Origin of the sequence: Streptomyces sp. NBC_01410, assembly GCF_045040195.1 — a bacterium.
Classification (GTDB): Bacteria; Actinomycetota; Actinomycetes; order Streptomycetales; family Streptomycetaceae; genus Streptomyces.
Window position 1 is genome coordinate 6,752,429 of the sequence record NZ_CP109530.1, and the last position, 16,558, is coordinate 6,768,986.

Genomic DNA, 16,558 nt, shown 5'->3' on the forward strand with positions numbered 1-16,558 from the left:
GTCACCGGCGCACCGGCGTCGGCCGTCGGGGTTCACCTCAAGGCGTGTCGGTTCGGTGTCGATCCGGAGGGACGCCGTCCGTAGGGAAGGTGGAGGACCCTTCACGCAGACCCGGAGGAATGCCATGTCGTTCACCGACGAAGAGATCGCCTACATGGGCTCACAGCCGCTCGCCCGCGTCGCGACGCTGTCTCCCGACGGCCGGCAGCCCGACGTGGTCCCGCTCGCCTTCGAGTACGACGGAACGTACTTCTGGGTCGGAGGGACGGGCGCGGCGGTCGCCGGGACCCGCAAGTTCCGTAACGTCCGGGCAGGCCACCACGAGGTGGCCCTCGTCATCGACGATCTGGTGTCCCTCGAGCCGTTCGTCGCACGGGGCGTACGGGTCTACGGCCGCGCCGAAGATCCGGTCGAGCGCGTCGGGTTGGTCGGCCCGGGCCTCTACATGCGCATCACGCCGACGGTCTCCTGGAGCTGGAACATGGAGGGCCGCCCGGCGGGCAGTGAGTGGTACCCGTCGCGGCGTACGGTCCACGAGACCCCGCCTCGCGGCTAGGTTCTGCCCGGGTTCAGGCCGTGGCGTTCTCGTACTGGCCCAGACAGCGGAAGCGGCCACCGGACGACTGGAAGAGATACAGCCCGTCCACGGTGTAGCACCTGCTCGATGCCGTGTAGTGCAGCCGCTTGGCGATCCCCCGGTAGTCGGTGTCGCGCAGCCGGTCCACGATCGCACCCCGTTCTGCGCGGGATGCGCCCAGCGTCGTCATGGCGCGGGCGACGAAGAGCGTCGCGTCGTATGCCTCGGCGGAGTACCAGGGCGGGGCGGCGCCGTTGAAGCGTTTGCGGTAGGCGGCGACGAACGGCTTCGCGGCCGCCACGCGGGTCGGATCGAGGAATGCGGTGGAGAAGACCCAACCCTCGGCCGCGTCGCCCGCAGAGGTGAGGAAGCGGGGGTCGAGGGCCCGCTGAGTGGCCAACCGCGTACCGGAGTAGCCGGCGGACCGCAGCTCACGGGCCAGCTTCGCGGCGCGCGCATACCCTCCCGCGAACACCACGGCATCCGCTCCCGAGTCGGTCAGCGTCTCGGCGAGGGCACGGAAGTCGTCGGCTGCGTCGTCCTTCGCGGCGAGGGTGCGCCGGGTCGTGGTGTGCTGCCCGGAGCGCATGGCCTCACTGACGCGTGTGCAGATCTCCCAGCTGAAGTCGCCCTCGGCCGTGTCGTCGACCAGCACCGTCCTGCGTGCCCGCGCGGTGCGGACGAGATGGGCGACCAGAGGCGCCGCCAGGGTGCCGTCGGTGGGGCGGGTGGCCGCGTACACCCGGTAGGTGAAGGCGGACACGTCGTCGAGTCCGACCGACACGGAGACCATGGGGAGCAGCGCCTGCTGGTACCGGTCGAGGGCGGCCTTCGCGCAGGCGTCGGTGGTCGGCCCGATGACCGCGCGGACCCGGTCGTCGGCCGCCAGTTGCCGTGCCACCCGTTCCGCCCGGGTCGTGCTGCCCGCGTCGTCGTGCACCTGGAGCGCCAGCTCGAAGCCGCGGCCGGTGCGGGAGTTGAGGTGTTCGACGGCCAGCCGGACGCCGTTCTCCTGGGCGCGGCCCACCGTCCGATGGCTTCCGCTCAGGTCGGCGTGCAGGGCGACGACGAGCTGCGGAAGCCGTGTGCGGGTCTGTGTCGGGCCGCGGCCCGAACGATCCGCGGTCCACCAGGCCGCCGTTCCGCCCGCCGCCAGCACCGCGGCGGCCGAGCCCAGCACCAGGAAGCGGCGACGCGTGGAGCCCTTCGGCGCCCCCTCCGGAACGGGTACGGTCTCGTCGCCGGGCAGCGCACCGGCCGTCGTCACCCCGGAAACCTCCGTCGCATCGACGGCGGGCAGGGAAAGGACGGCCGTCGAACCGCGCGCGATCAAGCGGGTGAGCGACTCCGGCAACCAGCCCTCGCCCCCGCCGTCCGGGCCGTGGGGCTCCGCCTCGTCGAGGGTCCGCCGTATCTCGGCCACCGTGGGGCGGGAGCCGGAGTCCTTGATCAGACAGTCCCGCAGCAGCGGCAGCAAGTTCTCCGGAACGCCGTCCAGGTCCGGCTCGTCGTGGACCGTACGCACCAGCACTTCGGCCGCCGAGCCCCGGCCGAAGGGGCGTTCGCCCGTCACGGCGTACGCCAGCAGACAGCCGAGCGAGAAGACGTCACTGGCCGGCCCGATCTCCCTGCCCCTTCCCTGGGCCTGTTCGGGGGAGAGGAACCCGGGGGAACCGACCACCATCCCGCTGGCGGTGAGCGCGGTGTCCTCCGGCATGCGGGCGATACCGAAGTCGATCATTCGCGGTCCGTCGACCGCGAGCAGCACATTGCCGGGCTTGACGTCCCGGTGCACAAGTCCCGCCCCGTGTACGGCCTCCAGCGCCTCGGCGATGCGGGCTCCCAGGAACCGGACCGAGCCGTACGGCAGCGGCCCGCACTCCTCCACCGCCTCCGCCAACGAGGGGCCCGGCACGAATGCCGTGGCGAGCCACGGGGACTCCGCGTCCGGGTCCGCCTCCAGTAGTGGCACCACCCAGGGGCTGGAGACCCGGCCCGCTGTCTCCACCTCTCGGCGGAAACGGGCCCGGAAGCCCGCGTCGCCCGAATGCGCGGCGCGAATGACCTTCAGCGCGGCGAGCGAACCTCCGCTGGAGCGGGCCAGATACACCACACCCATGCCGCCCGCGCCCAGTCTGCGAAGCAGCCGGTAGCCCGCGATCCTGGCAGGGTCGGCGCCGCGCAGCGGCTCCATCAGCGCCCCATCAGGTGGACACCTGGTACGGCGCCACGCCCTGGTACCGGAACCGGCCGCCGGTGACCTTCCACAGGAAGACCCCGCTGCCGTCGATGACCAGGGCCCCGGTCTGCTTGTTGAACGCGAAGTTCTTTGTGATCCCCTTGTACGTCGCCGAACGGAGCGCCGTCGTCAGGTTCTTGCGGGTGACGCTCTTGGCGGGCAGCGTGCTGAGGGTCTGCGCTGCCAGACGGGCCACGTCGTAGGCCTCGACGGCATACCGCTCCGGCTCGGCACCGAAACGCTTGCGGTACGCGGCCGCGAACGCCTTGGCCTCGGGAGCCACGGAGGAGTCCATGACGGGGGCGACGATCACCCAGCCCTCGGCCGCGTCCCCGGCAGCGGACAGGAAGCGTGTGTCGAGCACCCCCTGGGCGGCGGCCCTGGCCCCGGGGAAGTCACGGTTCCTCAGCTCCCTGGCCAGCAGCGCGGCGCGGTCGTGGTGGCCGGCGAAGACCAGGGAGTCCGCGCCGCCGTCGAGAAGAGCGTCGAGGGTCGGCCCGAAGTCGGTCCGCAATGCGCTGACCACCTTCGGCACGGCCGGCTGTCTCCCCTGCCTCAGGATATGGCTGAGAGTGCTGCTGATCTCCCAGGCGTACGCGTCCGCCGCCCGGTCGTCGACGATCCCGACCGTGCGCGATTTCGCGGTGCCACGCAGATACACGCTGAGATACAAGGGCAGGATCGTGTCCGTCACGCGGGCGTGGAGGAAGGACCGGCTGCCCATCACCCCCAGCACGGTGGCGCCGGGCGACACCGCGATCACGGGCAGCAGCGCGGCGTCGTACGCCGCGAGCGAGGCCTGGGCGGTGGCATCCGTGGTGGGACCGATCACGGCCAGGACGGAACGGTCGGCGACCAGTTTCTTGGCCACAGCGGGCGACTTTGCCGGATCGCCGCCGTCGTCCACGGTCTTCACGTCGAGCGTGAAGGGCTTGGCCCCAAGGGAGTTGAACTCGTCGACCGCGAGCCGCAGTCCCCTCTCCTGAGCCCGGCCGACCAGCTTCTGATCACCGGTCAGGTCGGCGTGCAGCCCGATGGTGTACACGGGCCGGGCGGCCGTCGGGGCCGAGCCGGAACCGTCGCCCCTGTCCTTGCCGTCACCGGAAAGCGTCGCCCAGGCGGCCAGGCCGCCTCCGACCGTGACAGCCGTCGCGCCACCGGCCAGAAGGAGGAAGCGGCGTCTGCCGACGGCGCGGCTCTGCGGAAGGGCTCCTGCCGCACCGGAAGCGTCTGCCCCGGGGACGACCTCGGTGTCGTCGATGCCGGGCAGCGCGAGCCCGGCAGCCGACCGTTCGGCGATCAGCCGGATCAACGGCTCGGGCAACCAGTCGGCTTCGTCGCCGGAGACGTGGCTCGCAGGCGCGTCCCAGGACTGAGAACGCACCCGCAGGGCCTCCCGTGGGTCGGGAGGCGAAACGCCCGGCCTGGGTGCGGCGGCCGCGAGGGTCCCCGACAGCGCCTCGGCCGTGGGCCGTAGGGACGGGTCCTTCTCCAGGCAGCCGCCCACCACCTCGGCGAGCTCCTGCGGAACACCCTCCAGATCCGGCGCGTCGTGCACCGCGCGGAACAGCAGCGCGTCGAGTGTGCCGGTACCGAACGGAGGGCGGCCGGTGGCAGCGTAGGCGAGCACGCAGCCCAACGAGAAGATGTCGGCGGCCGGTCCCAACTCCCGCCCGCCCTGGGCCTGTTCCGGTGACAGGAAGCCGGGAGTGCCGACCACGATGCCGGTCGACGTGAGCGCGGTGTCCTCCGGATCGCGGGCCACACCGAAGTCGATCAGCCGTGGTCCGTCGAGCGCCAGCAGCACATTGCCGGGCTTGACGTCCCGGTGCACGAGACCGACGCCGTGGAGGTCCCGCAGCGCCTGAGCGAGCCGGGCGCCCAGCACCCGCAGGCTCCGCGCGGGCAACGGCCCGTGCGCGGCGACCGCCTCACCGAGCGAAGGCCCCGGCACGAAGGTGGTGGCCAGCCAGGGTGCCGCCGCCCCGGGGTCCGCGTCCACGAGGGATGCCACCCACGGACTGGTCATCCGGCGCGCCGTGTCCGCCTCTCGCCGGAACCGCTCCCGGAAGTCGGCGTCCTCGGCGTACTCGGCCTGGATCACCTTCAGCGCGACCAGCGATCCGCCCACCGAGCGTGCCAGGTACACCACACCCATGCCGCCCGCGCCGAGCCGCCCGAGCAGCCGATAGTCCGCCAGCTTGGCCGGGTCGGACGTACGGAGCGGTTCCATCACTTCTCCTTCAACTGCCGCTGGATGCGCGTCAGCATCTGTGCCACGGCGGTGGCGCCCAGTTGATTGAGTTCCGCCTGAGGGCGCCCTTTCGCGCCCGTCACGGAGACGGCCACGACGACCGTGCCGAGCCGGGCGACCGTCCACCGGTACGGCTGGGTGCCGCCGCCTTTCTCGACGTACTTGCCTTCCTCGATTACGTAGTCGTCGGCGTACTGCTGCTCGCGGTTGCCGAAGGGGGTGCCGAGCGACATCAGGCCCGTGATCCGCTCGTCGGTCCGGGGCTGCTGTTCAGGGCAGCGGAGAACTTCCTCGAGGGTGGTGCTCAGCTGTTCGTCGGCGCCGAGGACGGAGGCGTGCGCGGTGACCGTGGCTGACACCTTGACAGTGCCCTTGCCTCCGGCACCTGGCAGTCGGCTGTACCGGGACACGCCGGCCAGTACCCCGTGGGGGAGCTTCTCCCGCTGCCAGCGGCAGCTGCTGTCCAGCACGGCCCAGGTATTCGGAGTGCTCTTGGCCGGATTCTGCGCGACGAAGCCCCGGCCCCAGTCGCCCGGGGCGAACACGACGGAGTCGACCAGTCTTCGCGCGTCCTTCGAGGTCCTGGGGACAAGCGCGGCGTCGGGCGTGAAGCCGGAAGCAGCGCTCGAGCCGTCCGAAGGGGTCGCCCCGCTTGCGGGCGAGGCGCTGTGCGAGGGCGACCCGGTCTTCCGTGACGCCCGCTCGTTCGCCCCTTTCGCCGACCCCTCCGAACCGCCCGCACAGCCGCCCAGCAGACTCCCCGCCACCAGGACGGCCACCCAACTCCCCAGCACGCCCACGGCGTTGCTCTTCACGCAGCCCCCCGAAACCGCTCGCGTCGTCCGACTCCCCGAACGTAGACGGCTGCGAGGGAAGCAGCCTCAGTGGAAACACGTAACCGGCTACGTATTCCTCTGCGAGTCCAGCCCTATGCGGGTCATGAGGCCGGCCAGCGCCGAGCGGGACGGTAGGGAAGCCTTGCGGTAGATCGACGACAGGTGCGTTTCGACGGTGCGCCGGCTGAGGTGGAGCCGGGCGGCGATGTCCTGGTTGCTCAGGCCTTCCGCCACCAGTCCCGCCACCTCCAGCTCACGCGGCGTCAGTTCCGCCAGCGCCGCCGGTATCGCCGTCGCCTCCGCCATCACCTGAGCTCGGATCAACTCGGCCAGGTCCACAAGCAGTTGTGCGCCGCCGCCGACGGCGATCCGGTGGGCGCGGTGCCACATCGCGGCGGCGCGTGGGCCCTGACCGGCGCGCTGCACCAAGGGCGCCGCACGCAGCAGGGAGTACGCCTCCCACAGGGGCTGGCCGCAGCGGACGTATTCCTCTGTGGCCGCGTCGAGGAGGCGTACGGCCTTGCCGGTGTCGCCGCGGTGCTCGGCCAGCGCGGCACCGGCGCGCAGCGCGGCTGCGCGCTGACCGCCGAGGCCGAGCCGGTCGGCCTCGCGCTCCGCCTGTGCGGCCCAGCGTTCGGCCTGGTCGATGTTCCCGGCGGCGAGGGCCGCGCCCGCGAGGCTGTCCAGCTGGCCCGGACGGACCGACGGTTGCAGCAGGGGCAGTTCAGTGCCCCCGCCGGCCGTCATGATGGCCTCCTGGGCGCGGTGCGGGTCGCCGCTCACGAACGTCGCGTGCCCGAGCATGCACCAGGCCAGGGCGGACCACCAGCCCTTGCTCCCGCTGGTTGCGGCGACGGCCTCCTCACCGGTGGTCAGGGCGCTGTTGTCCCCCAGCGGACGGGCCAGCAGCAGCACCAGCGTCTTGATGGCGAGGGTGAACGCCAGGAGGTCACGGCTGCCCGCGGCCCGCGCGATGGACTCCGCTTCCTCGGCCGCCTCCAGCGCGGACGGCAGGCGGCAGGTGTTGAGGTGGAGGAAGGCCCTGCTCGTCAGCAGGTGCGGCAGGACATGGAGTTGTCCACTGCGGCGGGCGATGTCGAGGCCCCGGGTGATGTGCCGTTCGGCGTCGGTGTAGCGCTCCAGCACGACTTCCGCCCAGCCCAGCCAGACCAGTGACTCGCACAGATCCGTCAGGCCGGGGTCCGTCAGCGCGTCCGCGAGTCGGCAGGCGGCGTCGGCGAACCGGGTGGCCGCTTCCGTCTCGCCCTCGTAGGCCTCTCCCAGGGCCGCGAGGGCCAGGGCCGCCGCTTCGCCCGTGGGGTCGTCGTCGGAGCGCGCGACCGCGACGGCTTCTGCGACGTCCGCGCGTGCGTCGGGGTAGGACGCGGTCAGCAGGGCGGACATGCCGAGGGCGAGCCTCAGGGAGACCGCTTGGCCGGGTGACGGGCCCGGCTGGCTGGCCAGCTCCCGGCGCAGCAGGGCGGTGGCCTCGGGGGAATGGCCGAGGTGCCGTTCCATGACGGCGCACTGGGCGATGGCCTGCGTCCGCAGTTCGGGATGGTCCTTGCCCGATGCCTCGATCAGGGTGTGCAGCAGGTTCCGGCTCTCCCGGGGGTTCCCGCTGACGCCGAGCGCACGGGCGCGGGCCAGGACGAGTTCGCCGCGCCGCCGGGTGTGGGCGGGTGTGTCCGGCATGACCCTGAGGACGACGTCCAGCAGGTGGGCGGCGGTGGCCGGTGCGGTCGACGCGAACTGCGCGGCGGCCTCGCTCAGTACGGCCGCGGCCGTGGGATCCCAGTCGGTCAGCGACCGTTCGACATGGTGGGCCCGCTCGGTGGCGGGAGCACCGCTGCGAGCCAGTTCCTGCGCGGCGCGGCGATGGACCTCGGCACGGCGGTGCGGGGCGACGTTCTCGTAGACCAGTGCCCGCACCAGCGGGTGGCGCAGGGCCCATCGGCCGCCCGGCCCGGCGCGCAGCACATCCCGCACCACCAGAGCGCCGGTCTGGTCCTCCACGCATCGGACCGGGAGCCCGGTCGCCACGACCAGCATGGCGGACGTGGCGTGGTCGCCGAGCGCCGCCACCGCTTCGACGATGCGGCGCTGCGGCTCGGTCAGCGCGGTCAGTTCGTCGAGCAGCAGCGCAGCGAGCCCGCTGGGCACGCCGACCGCGTCTGTGGCCTCGGCATGGGCGGTGATGCTGCGCAGCGGCGCCCCGTTGCGGTACGCGTGCAACAGCGAGAGCAGGTACAGAGGGTTGCCCTCGCTGGCGGTGTACAGCTGCTTGGCGTGGTCCTCGGGAACGTCCAAGGCCAGCGTCCGGAGGGACTCCTGCTCGGGAAGCGGCTCCAGGGCGAGATGCAGCACGGCTCCGCTGTCGGCACCGCGCGTCAGTGCCGCGGTCAACGACGTCGGCGTCTGCCGGGAGCGCCGCGCCACGACCAGGAGGACCCGGCCGCGCGCCGGGTGGCGGACCAGATGGTCCACGAGTTCCCGTGACGCGGGATCCGCCCAGTGCAGGTCGTCGATGGCCAGCACCAGGCCGCGCCCGCCCAGGCGCGCGAGAAACGCGGCGATCGCACGATGCGTCCCGAAGCGGGCAGCGGCGCCCGCGTGGGACGCGTCGCCCGGCACGTTCCGGATGTCGCGCAGCACCGAGCCCGCTTCGGCGAGGGCCGGATCAGCGGCCGGTGAGCCGGGCGCGGCATCGGCGAGCGCGTCGGTGAACGCCTGGAAGGGAACGTGCTGTTCGTACTCCGTCGCACGGCCGCGCAACACCGTGAAACCGGCCTGCTCAGCCCTGGCGCACGCCTCGCCGAGCAACCGGCTCTTGCCGATGCCGGGTTCACCGGCGATGTCGATCACCGCGGGCACTCCCGACTGCCCCAGTCCGGCGAGCACGGCGTCCAGCCGTGCGAGTTCCCCGGATCTGCCCACCAGTTGTGCCGCGCTCACGTCCCCCACCGGCAAAACTTCCCCCAGTCCAACGGTCCCTGTCCCCGCCGACAACCCTACGGTCAGGCGCTGACACGCAGGGGCACCCACAGCGTCACGGCGTAGTGGACAGGGCGTCAGCAGGGCCTGGGCGCGGCCCAGTTGCCTGTTCCGGATGCCTCTGGGTTGCCGGTGCCGGCGGCCCGGAGAACTCCCATCATCACAGGTCAGAAGGCATGTCTCTTCGTCAAGGCACCCGTAGGGGTCACCGATCGGTGGATCCAGTCTCAAAGCTTGAGCACAAATTGCACACATCCCCTCTACACACTGGCCCCGATGGTCTAGATTGACCGTGCTTCAGCTATTTGGTCGAGGCGACCAATAATCGATCTATAGGTCCGGCGTGCTACGGACGGCCAGCAGTCGCGTCCCCGGCGCCGGACATAACGGGTTCCCGCGCACGTCGAGACTCTGGCAGGACATGCGAGTCCGCCGGCGCCTGGGTGGGGTGTTCACGTAGCGCTGCAATAGCCGGCGGTATGTCATTCGCGGGGGGCGGGGGCCTCCCGGAGGGAGGAACAGCGCGGCGCGGGGGGCGGGGCCTCCCGCGGGGAGGAACAGTGCGGGAGGCGGGGGCCTCCCGGGGGGAGGAACCGTGTGGAAAGAACACGTTGAGCCCACTGGGACCCTGGGGGGGTCTGTGCAGCAGGGGGAATTAGTACGCCCGCTTCTATCGGCGCGTGAGCGTCCGGTGAACGGGGCAATCAGCCGGCCCGCGATGGACTGGGAGCAGCGGTACCGCCGTACCGTGATCACCAGCGATACCGTGGTCACCGCCTTCGTGGTGGCGGCCATCGGCGGCTTCTTCGGGGTCCGGGACGCGGCCAACTGGCACGAGAACTGGGGATTTCTCGCATTCGGCACCGAGCTGCTGGTGCTGGGAGCGCTTGCGGTGGGCCGGTCGTGGGCTCCGGCCGTGCTCGGCCAGGGCGCCGAGGAATTCCGCCGGCTCGGACGCTCACTGTTCACGGCGGCCGTCGTACTGGCGCTGGGCGGGATCGCCCTCACCTCGCGCAACATCAAGCTCTGGATCTTCGTCGCGATTCCGGCGATCGCGCTCGTCACCATGACCGCGCGGTATCTGCTGCGCCTCGGGCTGCATAAACAGCGGAAGGAAGGACGGTGCCTGAGACCGGTGCTCGCTGCCGGGAGCCCGGCCACCGTGCGCGACCTGATCACCCGAGTCCGTAAGTTCCCGCACCTCGGCTGGCGGGTGGAGGCGGTGTGCACGCCGGACGGTCTCGGGCTCGACGGTGACCACCTGGACGGAGTGCCGGTCGTCGGCCGACTGGCGGACGTCGCCAACCACGTGCGCCGCGACGGCTACCGTGTCGTCGCGGTCACACCGGACCCGCACTGGTCACCGTCCCGGCTGCAGCGGCTGGCTTGGAACCTCGAAGGCAGCGATGCCGAGATGGTCGTGGCCCCCGTGCTGATGGAGGTGGCCGGCCCGCGGCTGCACGTCGACGCGGTGCTCGGGATACCGCTGCTGCGGGTCAGCATGCCGATCTTCAGCGGGGGTCGCCGGGCGGTCAAAGAGGTCGTCGACCGGATGGGCGCGGCGGTCCTGCTGATGCTGTTCGCGCCGCTGATGGTGCTCGTCGGGCTGCTCGTGCTGATGGACAGCCGGGGTGGGGTGTTCTACCGCCAGCGCAGGGTCGGCAAGGACGGCCGCGAGTTCACGATAGTCAAGTTCCGCACCATGGTCGCCGGGGCCGACGGGGCACGTGCCGAGCTGGCCGACCGCAACGAGGGAGCCGGCCTGCTGTTCAAGCTCCGCCGGGATCCGCGGGTGACCCGGGTGGGAGCGATGCTGCGCCGGTACTCGATCGACGAGCTCCCGCAGCTTTTCAACGTGCTCAGCGGATCGATGTCGCTCGTCGGCCCGCGGCCTCCGTTGCCGGAGGAGTCCGCTGCGTACGGCCCGGACATCCGGCGGCGGCTGCTGGTCAAGCCCGGCCTCACCGGCCTGTGGCAGATAAGCGGACGCAGCGACCTGCCGTGGGATGAGGCGGTCCGGCTGGACCTGCGGTACGTGGAGGACTGGTCGCTCGCCCTTGACACAGTGATTTTGTGGAAGACGCTGCGTGCGGTGCTTCAGGGGCAGGGGGCCTACTGATGCGCGGGGGGCATCGATCGATCGGCGCGCGGATGGCAGGCCAAAAGGGCCTGCCTGGGGGGAGGAACGGGTCATGAGGATCAGTGTCTTTGGACTCGGCTACGTGGGCTGCGTGTCGGCCGCGTGCCTGGCCAGCCTCGGTCACGAGGTCATCGGGGTGGACGTCAACCAGGTGAAGGTCGACCTGGTCAACGACGGCAAGGCCCCGGTGGTCGAGGAGCGGATCGGCGAGCTCACAGCCGAGGTCGTGCGGACCGGAGCATTACGCGCCACGGGTGACGTCCGCGAGGCGATCATGGACAGCGAGGTGTCGCTGATCTGCGTGGGCACGCCGTCGGAGCCCAACGGCAGCCTGTGCACCACATATCTGGAGCGGGTCACCGAGGAGATCGGTGCCGCGGTGGCCGAGCGGGGTGGGCGGCAGACCGTCGTGTTCCGCAGCACCATGCTCCCGGGCACCTGCCTGAACCTGCTGGTACCGATCCTGGAGAAGTACGTCGGCGGCACGGCCGGGGTGGACTTCGGGGTCGCGGTCAACCCGGAGTTCCTGCGCGAGGGCACGAGCGTGCGGGACTTCTTCGACCCGCCCAAGACCGTCATCGGCGAGCTCGACCCGGCAAGCGGCGACGTGGTGGCGGCGCTGTACGACGGTTTGCCCGGCGAGGTGTTCCGGGTGCCCATCCCGACGGCCGAGGCGATCAAATACGCGGACAACGCGTTCCACGGCCTCAAGATCGGCTTCGCGAACGAGCTGGGCGCGGTGTGCCAGGCGCTCGGGGTGGACTCGCACCAGGTGATCGACGTGTTCCTGGCCGACCGCAAGCTGAACATCAGCCCCGCCTACCTGCGGCCCGGCTTCGCCTTCGGTGGCTCCTGCCTGCCCAAGGACTTGCGCAGCCTGGTCCACGCGGCGCGGCGGGCCGACATCTCGGTACCCATCCTCGCCCACGTGCTGCCCTCCAACGCCGAACATCTGCAGCGCGCGGTGGAGTTGGTCGAGCGCACCGGCAAGCGTCGGGTGGGCATGTTCGGGCTGTCCTTCAAACCCGGCACCGACGACCTCCGCGAAAGCCCGCTCGTCGAGCTGGCGGAGAGGCTCTACGGCAAGGGGTACGACCTGCGGATCTACGACCCCAACGTGAACCTCTCACGCCTGCTCGGTGCGAACCGCGAGTACATCGAGACCCGGCTGCCGCACCTCGGGCAGCTGCTCGCGGAGTCCGTCGGCGAGGTGCTCGAGCATGCCGAGGTGTGCCTGGTCGGGACCAAGGATCCGGCCGTCCTGTCGGCGCTGCCCCATGGCGACGGCACGGTGCTCATCGACCTCGTCCATCTTCCCGACGCCGAGGCGCGCCGGACCGAACCGGGATACGTGGGCCTTGCTTGGTGACAAGACCAGCGGCGCCGGGCCCGCCCGGCGCGCGCTGATTCTGGTGGAGAACCTGTCGGTGCCGTTCGACCGGCGGGTGTGGCAGGAGTGCACGACGCTGCGCGACGCGGGCTGGACGGTGCACGTCATCTGTCCCCGGGGGGAGAAGCGGGACACGGAGCCGGAGGCGGAGATCGACGGGGTGCGCATCCACCGCTACCCGTTGCGCGCGGCCACCGGAGGACCGGCCGGCTACCTGCGGGAGTACGGATCGGCGCTGTGGCACACGCTCCGGCTGGCCCGCAAGGTCGGCCCGGTCGACGTGGTGCACGCCTGCAACCCGCCGGACCTGCTGTTCCTGCCGGCGCTGTGGCTGAAGCGGCGCGGGGCGCGGTTCGTCTTCGACCAGCACGACCTGGTACCCGAGCTGTACCTCTCCCGGTTCGACCGCGGCGAGGATCTGCTCTACCGCGCCGTGTGCGCCCTGGAACGGCGGACCTACCGGGCCGCGGACGTCGTACTCGCCACGAACGAGAGCTACCGGGACGTCGCGCTGCGCCGTGGCGGCCAGCGGCCGGAGGACGTCTTCGTGGTGCGCAGCGCGCCCGACACCAACCGGTTCCAGCCGGTACCGCCCGAGCCGGAGCTGAAGCGCGGCAAGCCTCATCTGCTGTGCTACCTCGGCGTCATGGGCCCCCAGGACGGCGTCGACTACGCCTTGCGGGCCCTCGCGAAGCTGCGCGACGAGTTCGGGCGGACCGACTGGCATGCGGTGTTCGTCGGCGGCGGCGACACCTTCGACGCGATGGTCGAGCTGTCCCGGCGGCTCGGGCTCTCGGAGCAGGTGCAGTTCACCGGGCGCATCCCGGACGCCGACCTGGCGCGCTACCTGTCCACCGCGGACGTGTGCCTCTCTCCCGACCCGCACAATCCGCTCAACGACGTGTCGACCATGAACAAGGTCCTGGAGTACATGGTGATGGGACGGCCGATCGTCTCGTTCGACCTCCGGGAGGCGCGGGTCTCCGCCGGCGACGCCGCCGTCTACGCACCCGCCAACGACGAGGCCGAGTTCGCCAAGCTCATCGCGCTGCTCCTGGACGACCCGGAGAAGCGGGCCCGCATGGGCAAGATCGGCGAGGAACGGATCAACGGGCCGCTCGCCTGGCGGAACTCCCAGCAATCGCTGCTCGCCGCCTACGCCGCTGCCTGCCGGGACCACGCTCCGGTGCCGGCGGGCCACCCGGACCGGGCAGGGAAGAGGCAGCACCGTTGAGCGAAGACACGATACGCCTGGTCACGATCGGCCGGATCATCCGTCGGCGCCGGCGGCTTCTCACCGTCCTCGCCGTGGTGGGTGCGCTCGTCGGTTACGGCACCTCCTTGCTGATGCCGCCGCGCTACACGACATCGGCATCGGTACTGCTGCCGGGCGCATGGGAGGAGCGCGAGCTGCTGACTCAGTCGGAGATCGCGACCAGTTCGGTGGTGGTCGACCGCGCGGCCGCCGCGCTCGACTGGAGCGGGGTCAGCGGCCGCGAACTGCGCGACCAGGTGAGCGCCAAGGCCTCGGACGGGAACATCATCAAGATCTCTGGTACGGCCGACACCCCGGAGCGTGCGCAGCGGCTCTCCGACCAAGTGGCCCAGCAGTACGTCACCTTCGCCGCGCGGATCGCCGGTGACAACACCGACCCCGAAGCGGCGGCGGGGCCCGAGGCGCTGCGGAAGCTGGTGGTGCAGACCAGCCGCCGCATCACCGACCTGGCCGAGGCGGCCGATCCGGGGCAGACCGTGGAGAGCGTGCAGGGCCGCACCGAGCTCGAGAAGCTGCGCACCACGCTGCAGGAGGCCATGGACAAGCTGGACCAGGCCGACCCGGCGACCAACAAGGCCAACCTGGTCGTCATGGGGCCGTCCGCCCGGCCGGCCGGCGAGGCACCGCCGACAAGGATGCAACTCATCGTCGCCGGGGCGCTGCTGTTCTTCCTGGTCTCGGTCATCGGCCATCTCACCGCCGCGCGGGTGAGTCGCCGACTGCGCACCGAACCGGAGATCGCCGCGGCGCTGGGCTCGGCGCTGCTGGGTACCGTCGACGTACCTGGTGCACGGGCCGCGCACCGGCCGGAAGGCCGTGGCCCGCGGGCCCGGATCCGCCGGCTGCTGGGCGTCGACATCCGGTGGGACATACCCACCCCGCAGACCTCCGGCGACGAGGCCGGCAGGCAGATCCGCTACCGGCGGGTGTGCGCCCGCCTCCGCGACCAACTGCCCGCCCCCCGACGGCTGCTGGTCGTCGTCCCGGACGGCGACGAGATCGCCCGCCGGGCCGCCGGGCAGCTCGTCGCCGAGGCCGGGAGCGATCCGCTGCTGCGCCTGGTGGAGGTTTCGGTGACCCGGCCGATGGTGCCGGACCGCGACAACGAGTCCGGTGCCCTGGTCGTGCTCAGCGCGGGCAGCTGGACAGCGGGGGAGCTCGCCGGCATCGCCGAGGCGTGTGCGGATGCCAAGCACGAGGTCGTCGGCATCGTCCTCGCCGGCACGGTCTGGACCCGTCCGACACGATCCGCCGGCCGGCCTCGGGAAACCGCCACGCCGGCGGTCGCAGTGGGCAACGACGTAAAGGAAGGCTCAGGGTGACGACGAGTACGAGTTCGGAGTCGTCGGCCGCCACTCCACTGCTTGACCTGCAGTCGCTGGTGGTGGCGGTACGGAGGCGGCGCCGCCTCTGGTCCGCCATGGCACTGCTGGGGCTGCTCGTCGGCGCGGCGGTGGCGGTCCTGCTGCCGCCACCGCCGACCGCGGTGACCAAGGTGCTGGTCGCGCACCAGGCGGACCAGCCGAACGACCCCGGAACGCTGATCCGCACCGACGTCGCGCTGCTGGGGACCACGCGGATCGCGAGCAAGGCCCTGAAGTCCCTCGAGTCCCCGGAAAAACCGGAGGACTTCATGCAGGACTACCGGGGCATCGGCCTGACCAACAACCTGCTGCAGATCGATGTGACAGGTGACAACGACGCGGAAGCGGTGGCCCGCGCCAAGGCGCTGGCCGACGCGTTCGTCGCGGACCATGTGCGGCGGATACAGGACGCCGCGAACGCCGAGTCCAAGACCCTGCTCGAGCAGCGGGACCGGATGCGGGACGAACTCGCCCAGGTGAACAAGACGATCGGGGACAGAACCCCGGAGAGCAGAGCGGAGGACTCGGCGAACCTCGAGTCCCTCTTCGCCCGCCGGGCCGAACTCACCTCGCGGATAGCCGATTTCGATCAGCGCGCCGGAGAAGCACGCACCAGCACGCCCCGGCTCATCGCCGGCACACAGATCGTGGACGCCCCGCGCGCGGTGCGGCACTCCCTGCCCAAGACCGCTGCCACCAACGCCGTGATCGGTCTCGTCCTCGGTCTCGTCCTCGGTCTCGCGGTGGCCGCGGTCGGCTCGGTGGTGGCGGACCGCCCCGTGCTGCGCCGGGAGATCGCGGCGAACCTGGGTGCCTCGGTCATCGCGGAGCTGCGCCGCGTGCCCCGCTGGTCGATCAAGCTGTGGCAGCGCCGACGGACCCGGGCGGCACGGACAAGGCTGGCCTCGTCCCTGGCCCGCACCGTGCGCGGCTCCGCGGAACCGGTGTCGCTGCTGGAACTGGGTTGTGCGCGCAGCACGAGTGTGATCGCCCTGGACCTGGCACGGGCACTGGCGACGGCCGAGGAGCCGGTGGTCATCGTCGACGGTCTGCCACGCCAGCAGCTCGCCAACCGCCGCCCGAAGCCAGGAGACCCCACCGTGGTCAGCGGCGAGAGCGCCGCGACCGGATCGCAGCGGGAGCGCCGGCTCGGCGTCGGCTCGGTGGCACCCGGCGCGGCGTGGACCGACCTGCAGCACCTCGGCACCCAGACCGTGCTCGTCGTGCGTGCCGGGCACGGCAGCGCCGCATGGTTGCACACCGTGGCGCGGCAGCTCGCGGACCAGAGCATTCCGGTGATCGGCGTGGTGCTGGTCGACCCCGATCAGCGGGACCGGACCGACGGCACGCTGTGGGACGGGCTGCACACCGCGCTGCGCGGCCACAACGAGCGGCTGGCCCGGCAGAACGGGACCGCCAGGCGGCGCACGGAGCGACAGCCGATGTGGGCCGCACGGGTCCCGGACAGCGACCAGGAGGTGCGGTAAG

At 71.5% G+C, this 16,558-nt stretch carries 10 protein-coding genes; 6 read left to right on the forward strand and 4 right to left on the reverse strand.

Annotation, left to right across the window (positions count from 1 at the left end; translation table 11 throughout):
• Nucleotides 1-124 precede the first annotated feature (124 nt).
• Nucleotides 125-556 (forward strand): PPOX class F420-dependent oxidoreductase, encoded by a 432-nt coding sequence (locus tag OG741_RS30955; RefSeq protein WP_405603274.1) that lies wholly within the window; start codon nucleotides 125-127, stop codon nucleotides 554-556.
• Nucleotides 557-569: 13 nt separating this feature from the next.
• Here the strand turns inward: OG741_RS30955 and OG741_RS30960 are convergent, their stop codons facing one another.
• From OG741_RS30960 to OG741_RS30975, 4 genes are all read right to left on the reverse strand, one after another.
• Nucleotides 570-2,771, reverse strand: a complete 2,202-nt coding sequence (locus tag OG741_RS30960) for a bifunctional serine/threonine-protein kinase/ABC transporter substrate-binding protein (RefSeq protein ID WP_405603275.1) — start codon at nucleotides 2,769-2,771, stop codon at nucleotides 570-572.
• 10 nt (nucleotides 2,772-2,781) lie between these two features.
• Nucleotides 2,782-5,049 (reverse strand): bifunctional serine/threonine-protein kinase/ABC transporter substrate-binding protein, encoded by a 2,268-nt coding sequence (locus OG741_RS30965; protein WP_405603276.1) that lies wholly within the window; start codon nucleotides 5,047-5,049, stop codon nucleotides 2,782-2,784.
• Nucleotides 5,049-5,885: a hypothetical protein gene (locus OG741_RS30970; RefSeq protein WP_405603278.1), complete on the reverse strand. Its 837-nt coding sequence runs from the start codon at nucleotides 5,883-5,885 to the stop codon at nucleotides 5,049-5,051. The genes OG741_RS30965 and OG741_RS30970 overlap by 1 nt, the downstream gene beginning before the upstream one ends.
• A gap of 87 nt (nucleotides 5,886-5,972) precedes the next feature.
• Nucleotides 5,973-8,861, reverse strand: coding sequence for an ATP-binding protein (locus tag OG741_RS30975; RefSeq protein WP_405603279.1), 2,889 nt, complete (start codon nucleotides 8,859-8,861; stop codon nucleotides 5,973-5,975).
• A 679-nt stretch (nucleotides 8,862-9,540) separates the two neighbouring features.
• Here OG741_RS30975 and OG741_RS30980 point away from each other — a divergent pair.
• The 5 genes from OG741_RS30980 to OG741_RS31000 all read left to right on the forward strand — a co-directional run bounded on the left by OG741_RS30980 (nucleotide 9,541) and on the right by OG741_RS31000 (nucleotide 16,557).
• Nucleotides 9,541-11,019 (forward strand): sugar transferase, encoded by a 1,479-nt coding sequence (locus tag OG741_RS30980; protein ID WP_405603281.1) that lies wholly within the window; start codon nucleotides 9,541-9,543, stop codon nucleotides 11,017-11,019.
• A gap of 73 nt (nucleotides 11,020-11,092) precedes the next feature.
• Nucleotides 11,093-12,409 carry a nucleotide sugar dehydrogenase gene (locus OG741_RS30985; protein WP_405603283.1) on the forward strand — a complete coding sequence of 439 codons (1,317 nt, stop codon included), beginning with the start codon at nucleotides 11,093-11,095 and terminating at the stop codon, nucleotides 12,407-12,409.
• On the forward strand, nucleotides 12,399-13,664 hold the full coding sequence (locus OG741_RS30990) for a glycosyltransferase family 4 protein (RefSeq protein ID WP_405603284.1): 1,266 nt from the start codon (nucleotides 12,399-12,401) through the stop codon (nucleotides 13,662-13,664). The genes OG741_RS30985 and OG741_RS30990 overlap by 11 nt, the downstream gene beginning before the upstream one ends.
• Nucleotides 13,661-15,028 (forward strand): Wzz/FepE/Etk N-terminal domain-containing protein, encoded by a 1,368-nt coding sequence (locus tag OG741_RS30995; RefSeq protein ID WP_405603286.1) that lies wholly within the window; start codon nucleotides 13,661-13,663, stop codon nucleotides 15,026-15,028. The genes OG741_RS30990 and OG741_RS30995 overlap by 4 nt, the downstream gene beginning before the upstream one ends.
• On the forward strand, nucleotides 15,025-16,557 hold the full coding sequence (locus OG741_RS31000) for a Wzz/FepE/Etk N-terminal domain-containing protein (RefSeq protein ID WP_405603287.1): 1,533 nt from the start codon (nucleotides 15,025-15,027) through the stop codon (nucleotides 16,555-16,557). Before OG741_RS30995 ends, OG741_RS31000 begins: the two co-directional genes overlap by 4 nt.
• The last annotated feature ends 1 nt before the right edge of the window (nucleotide 16,558 follow it).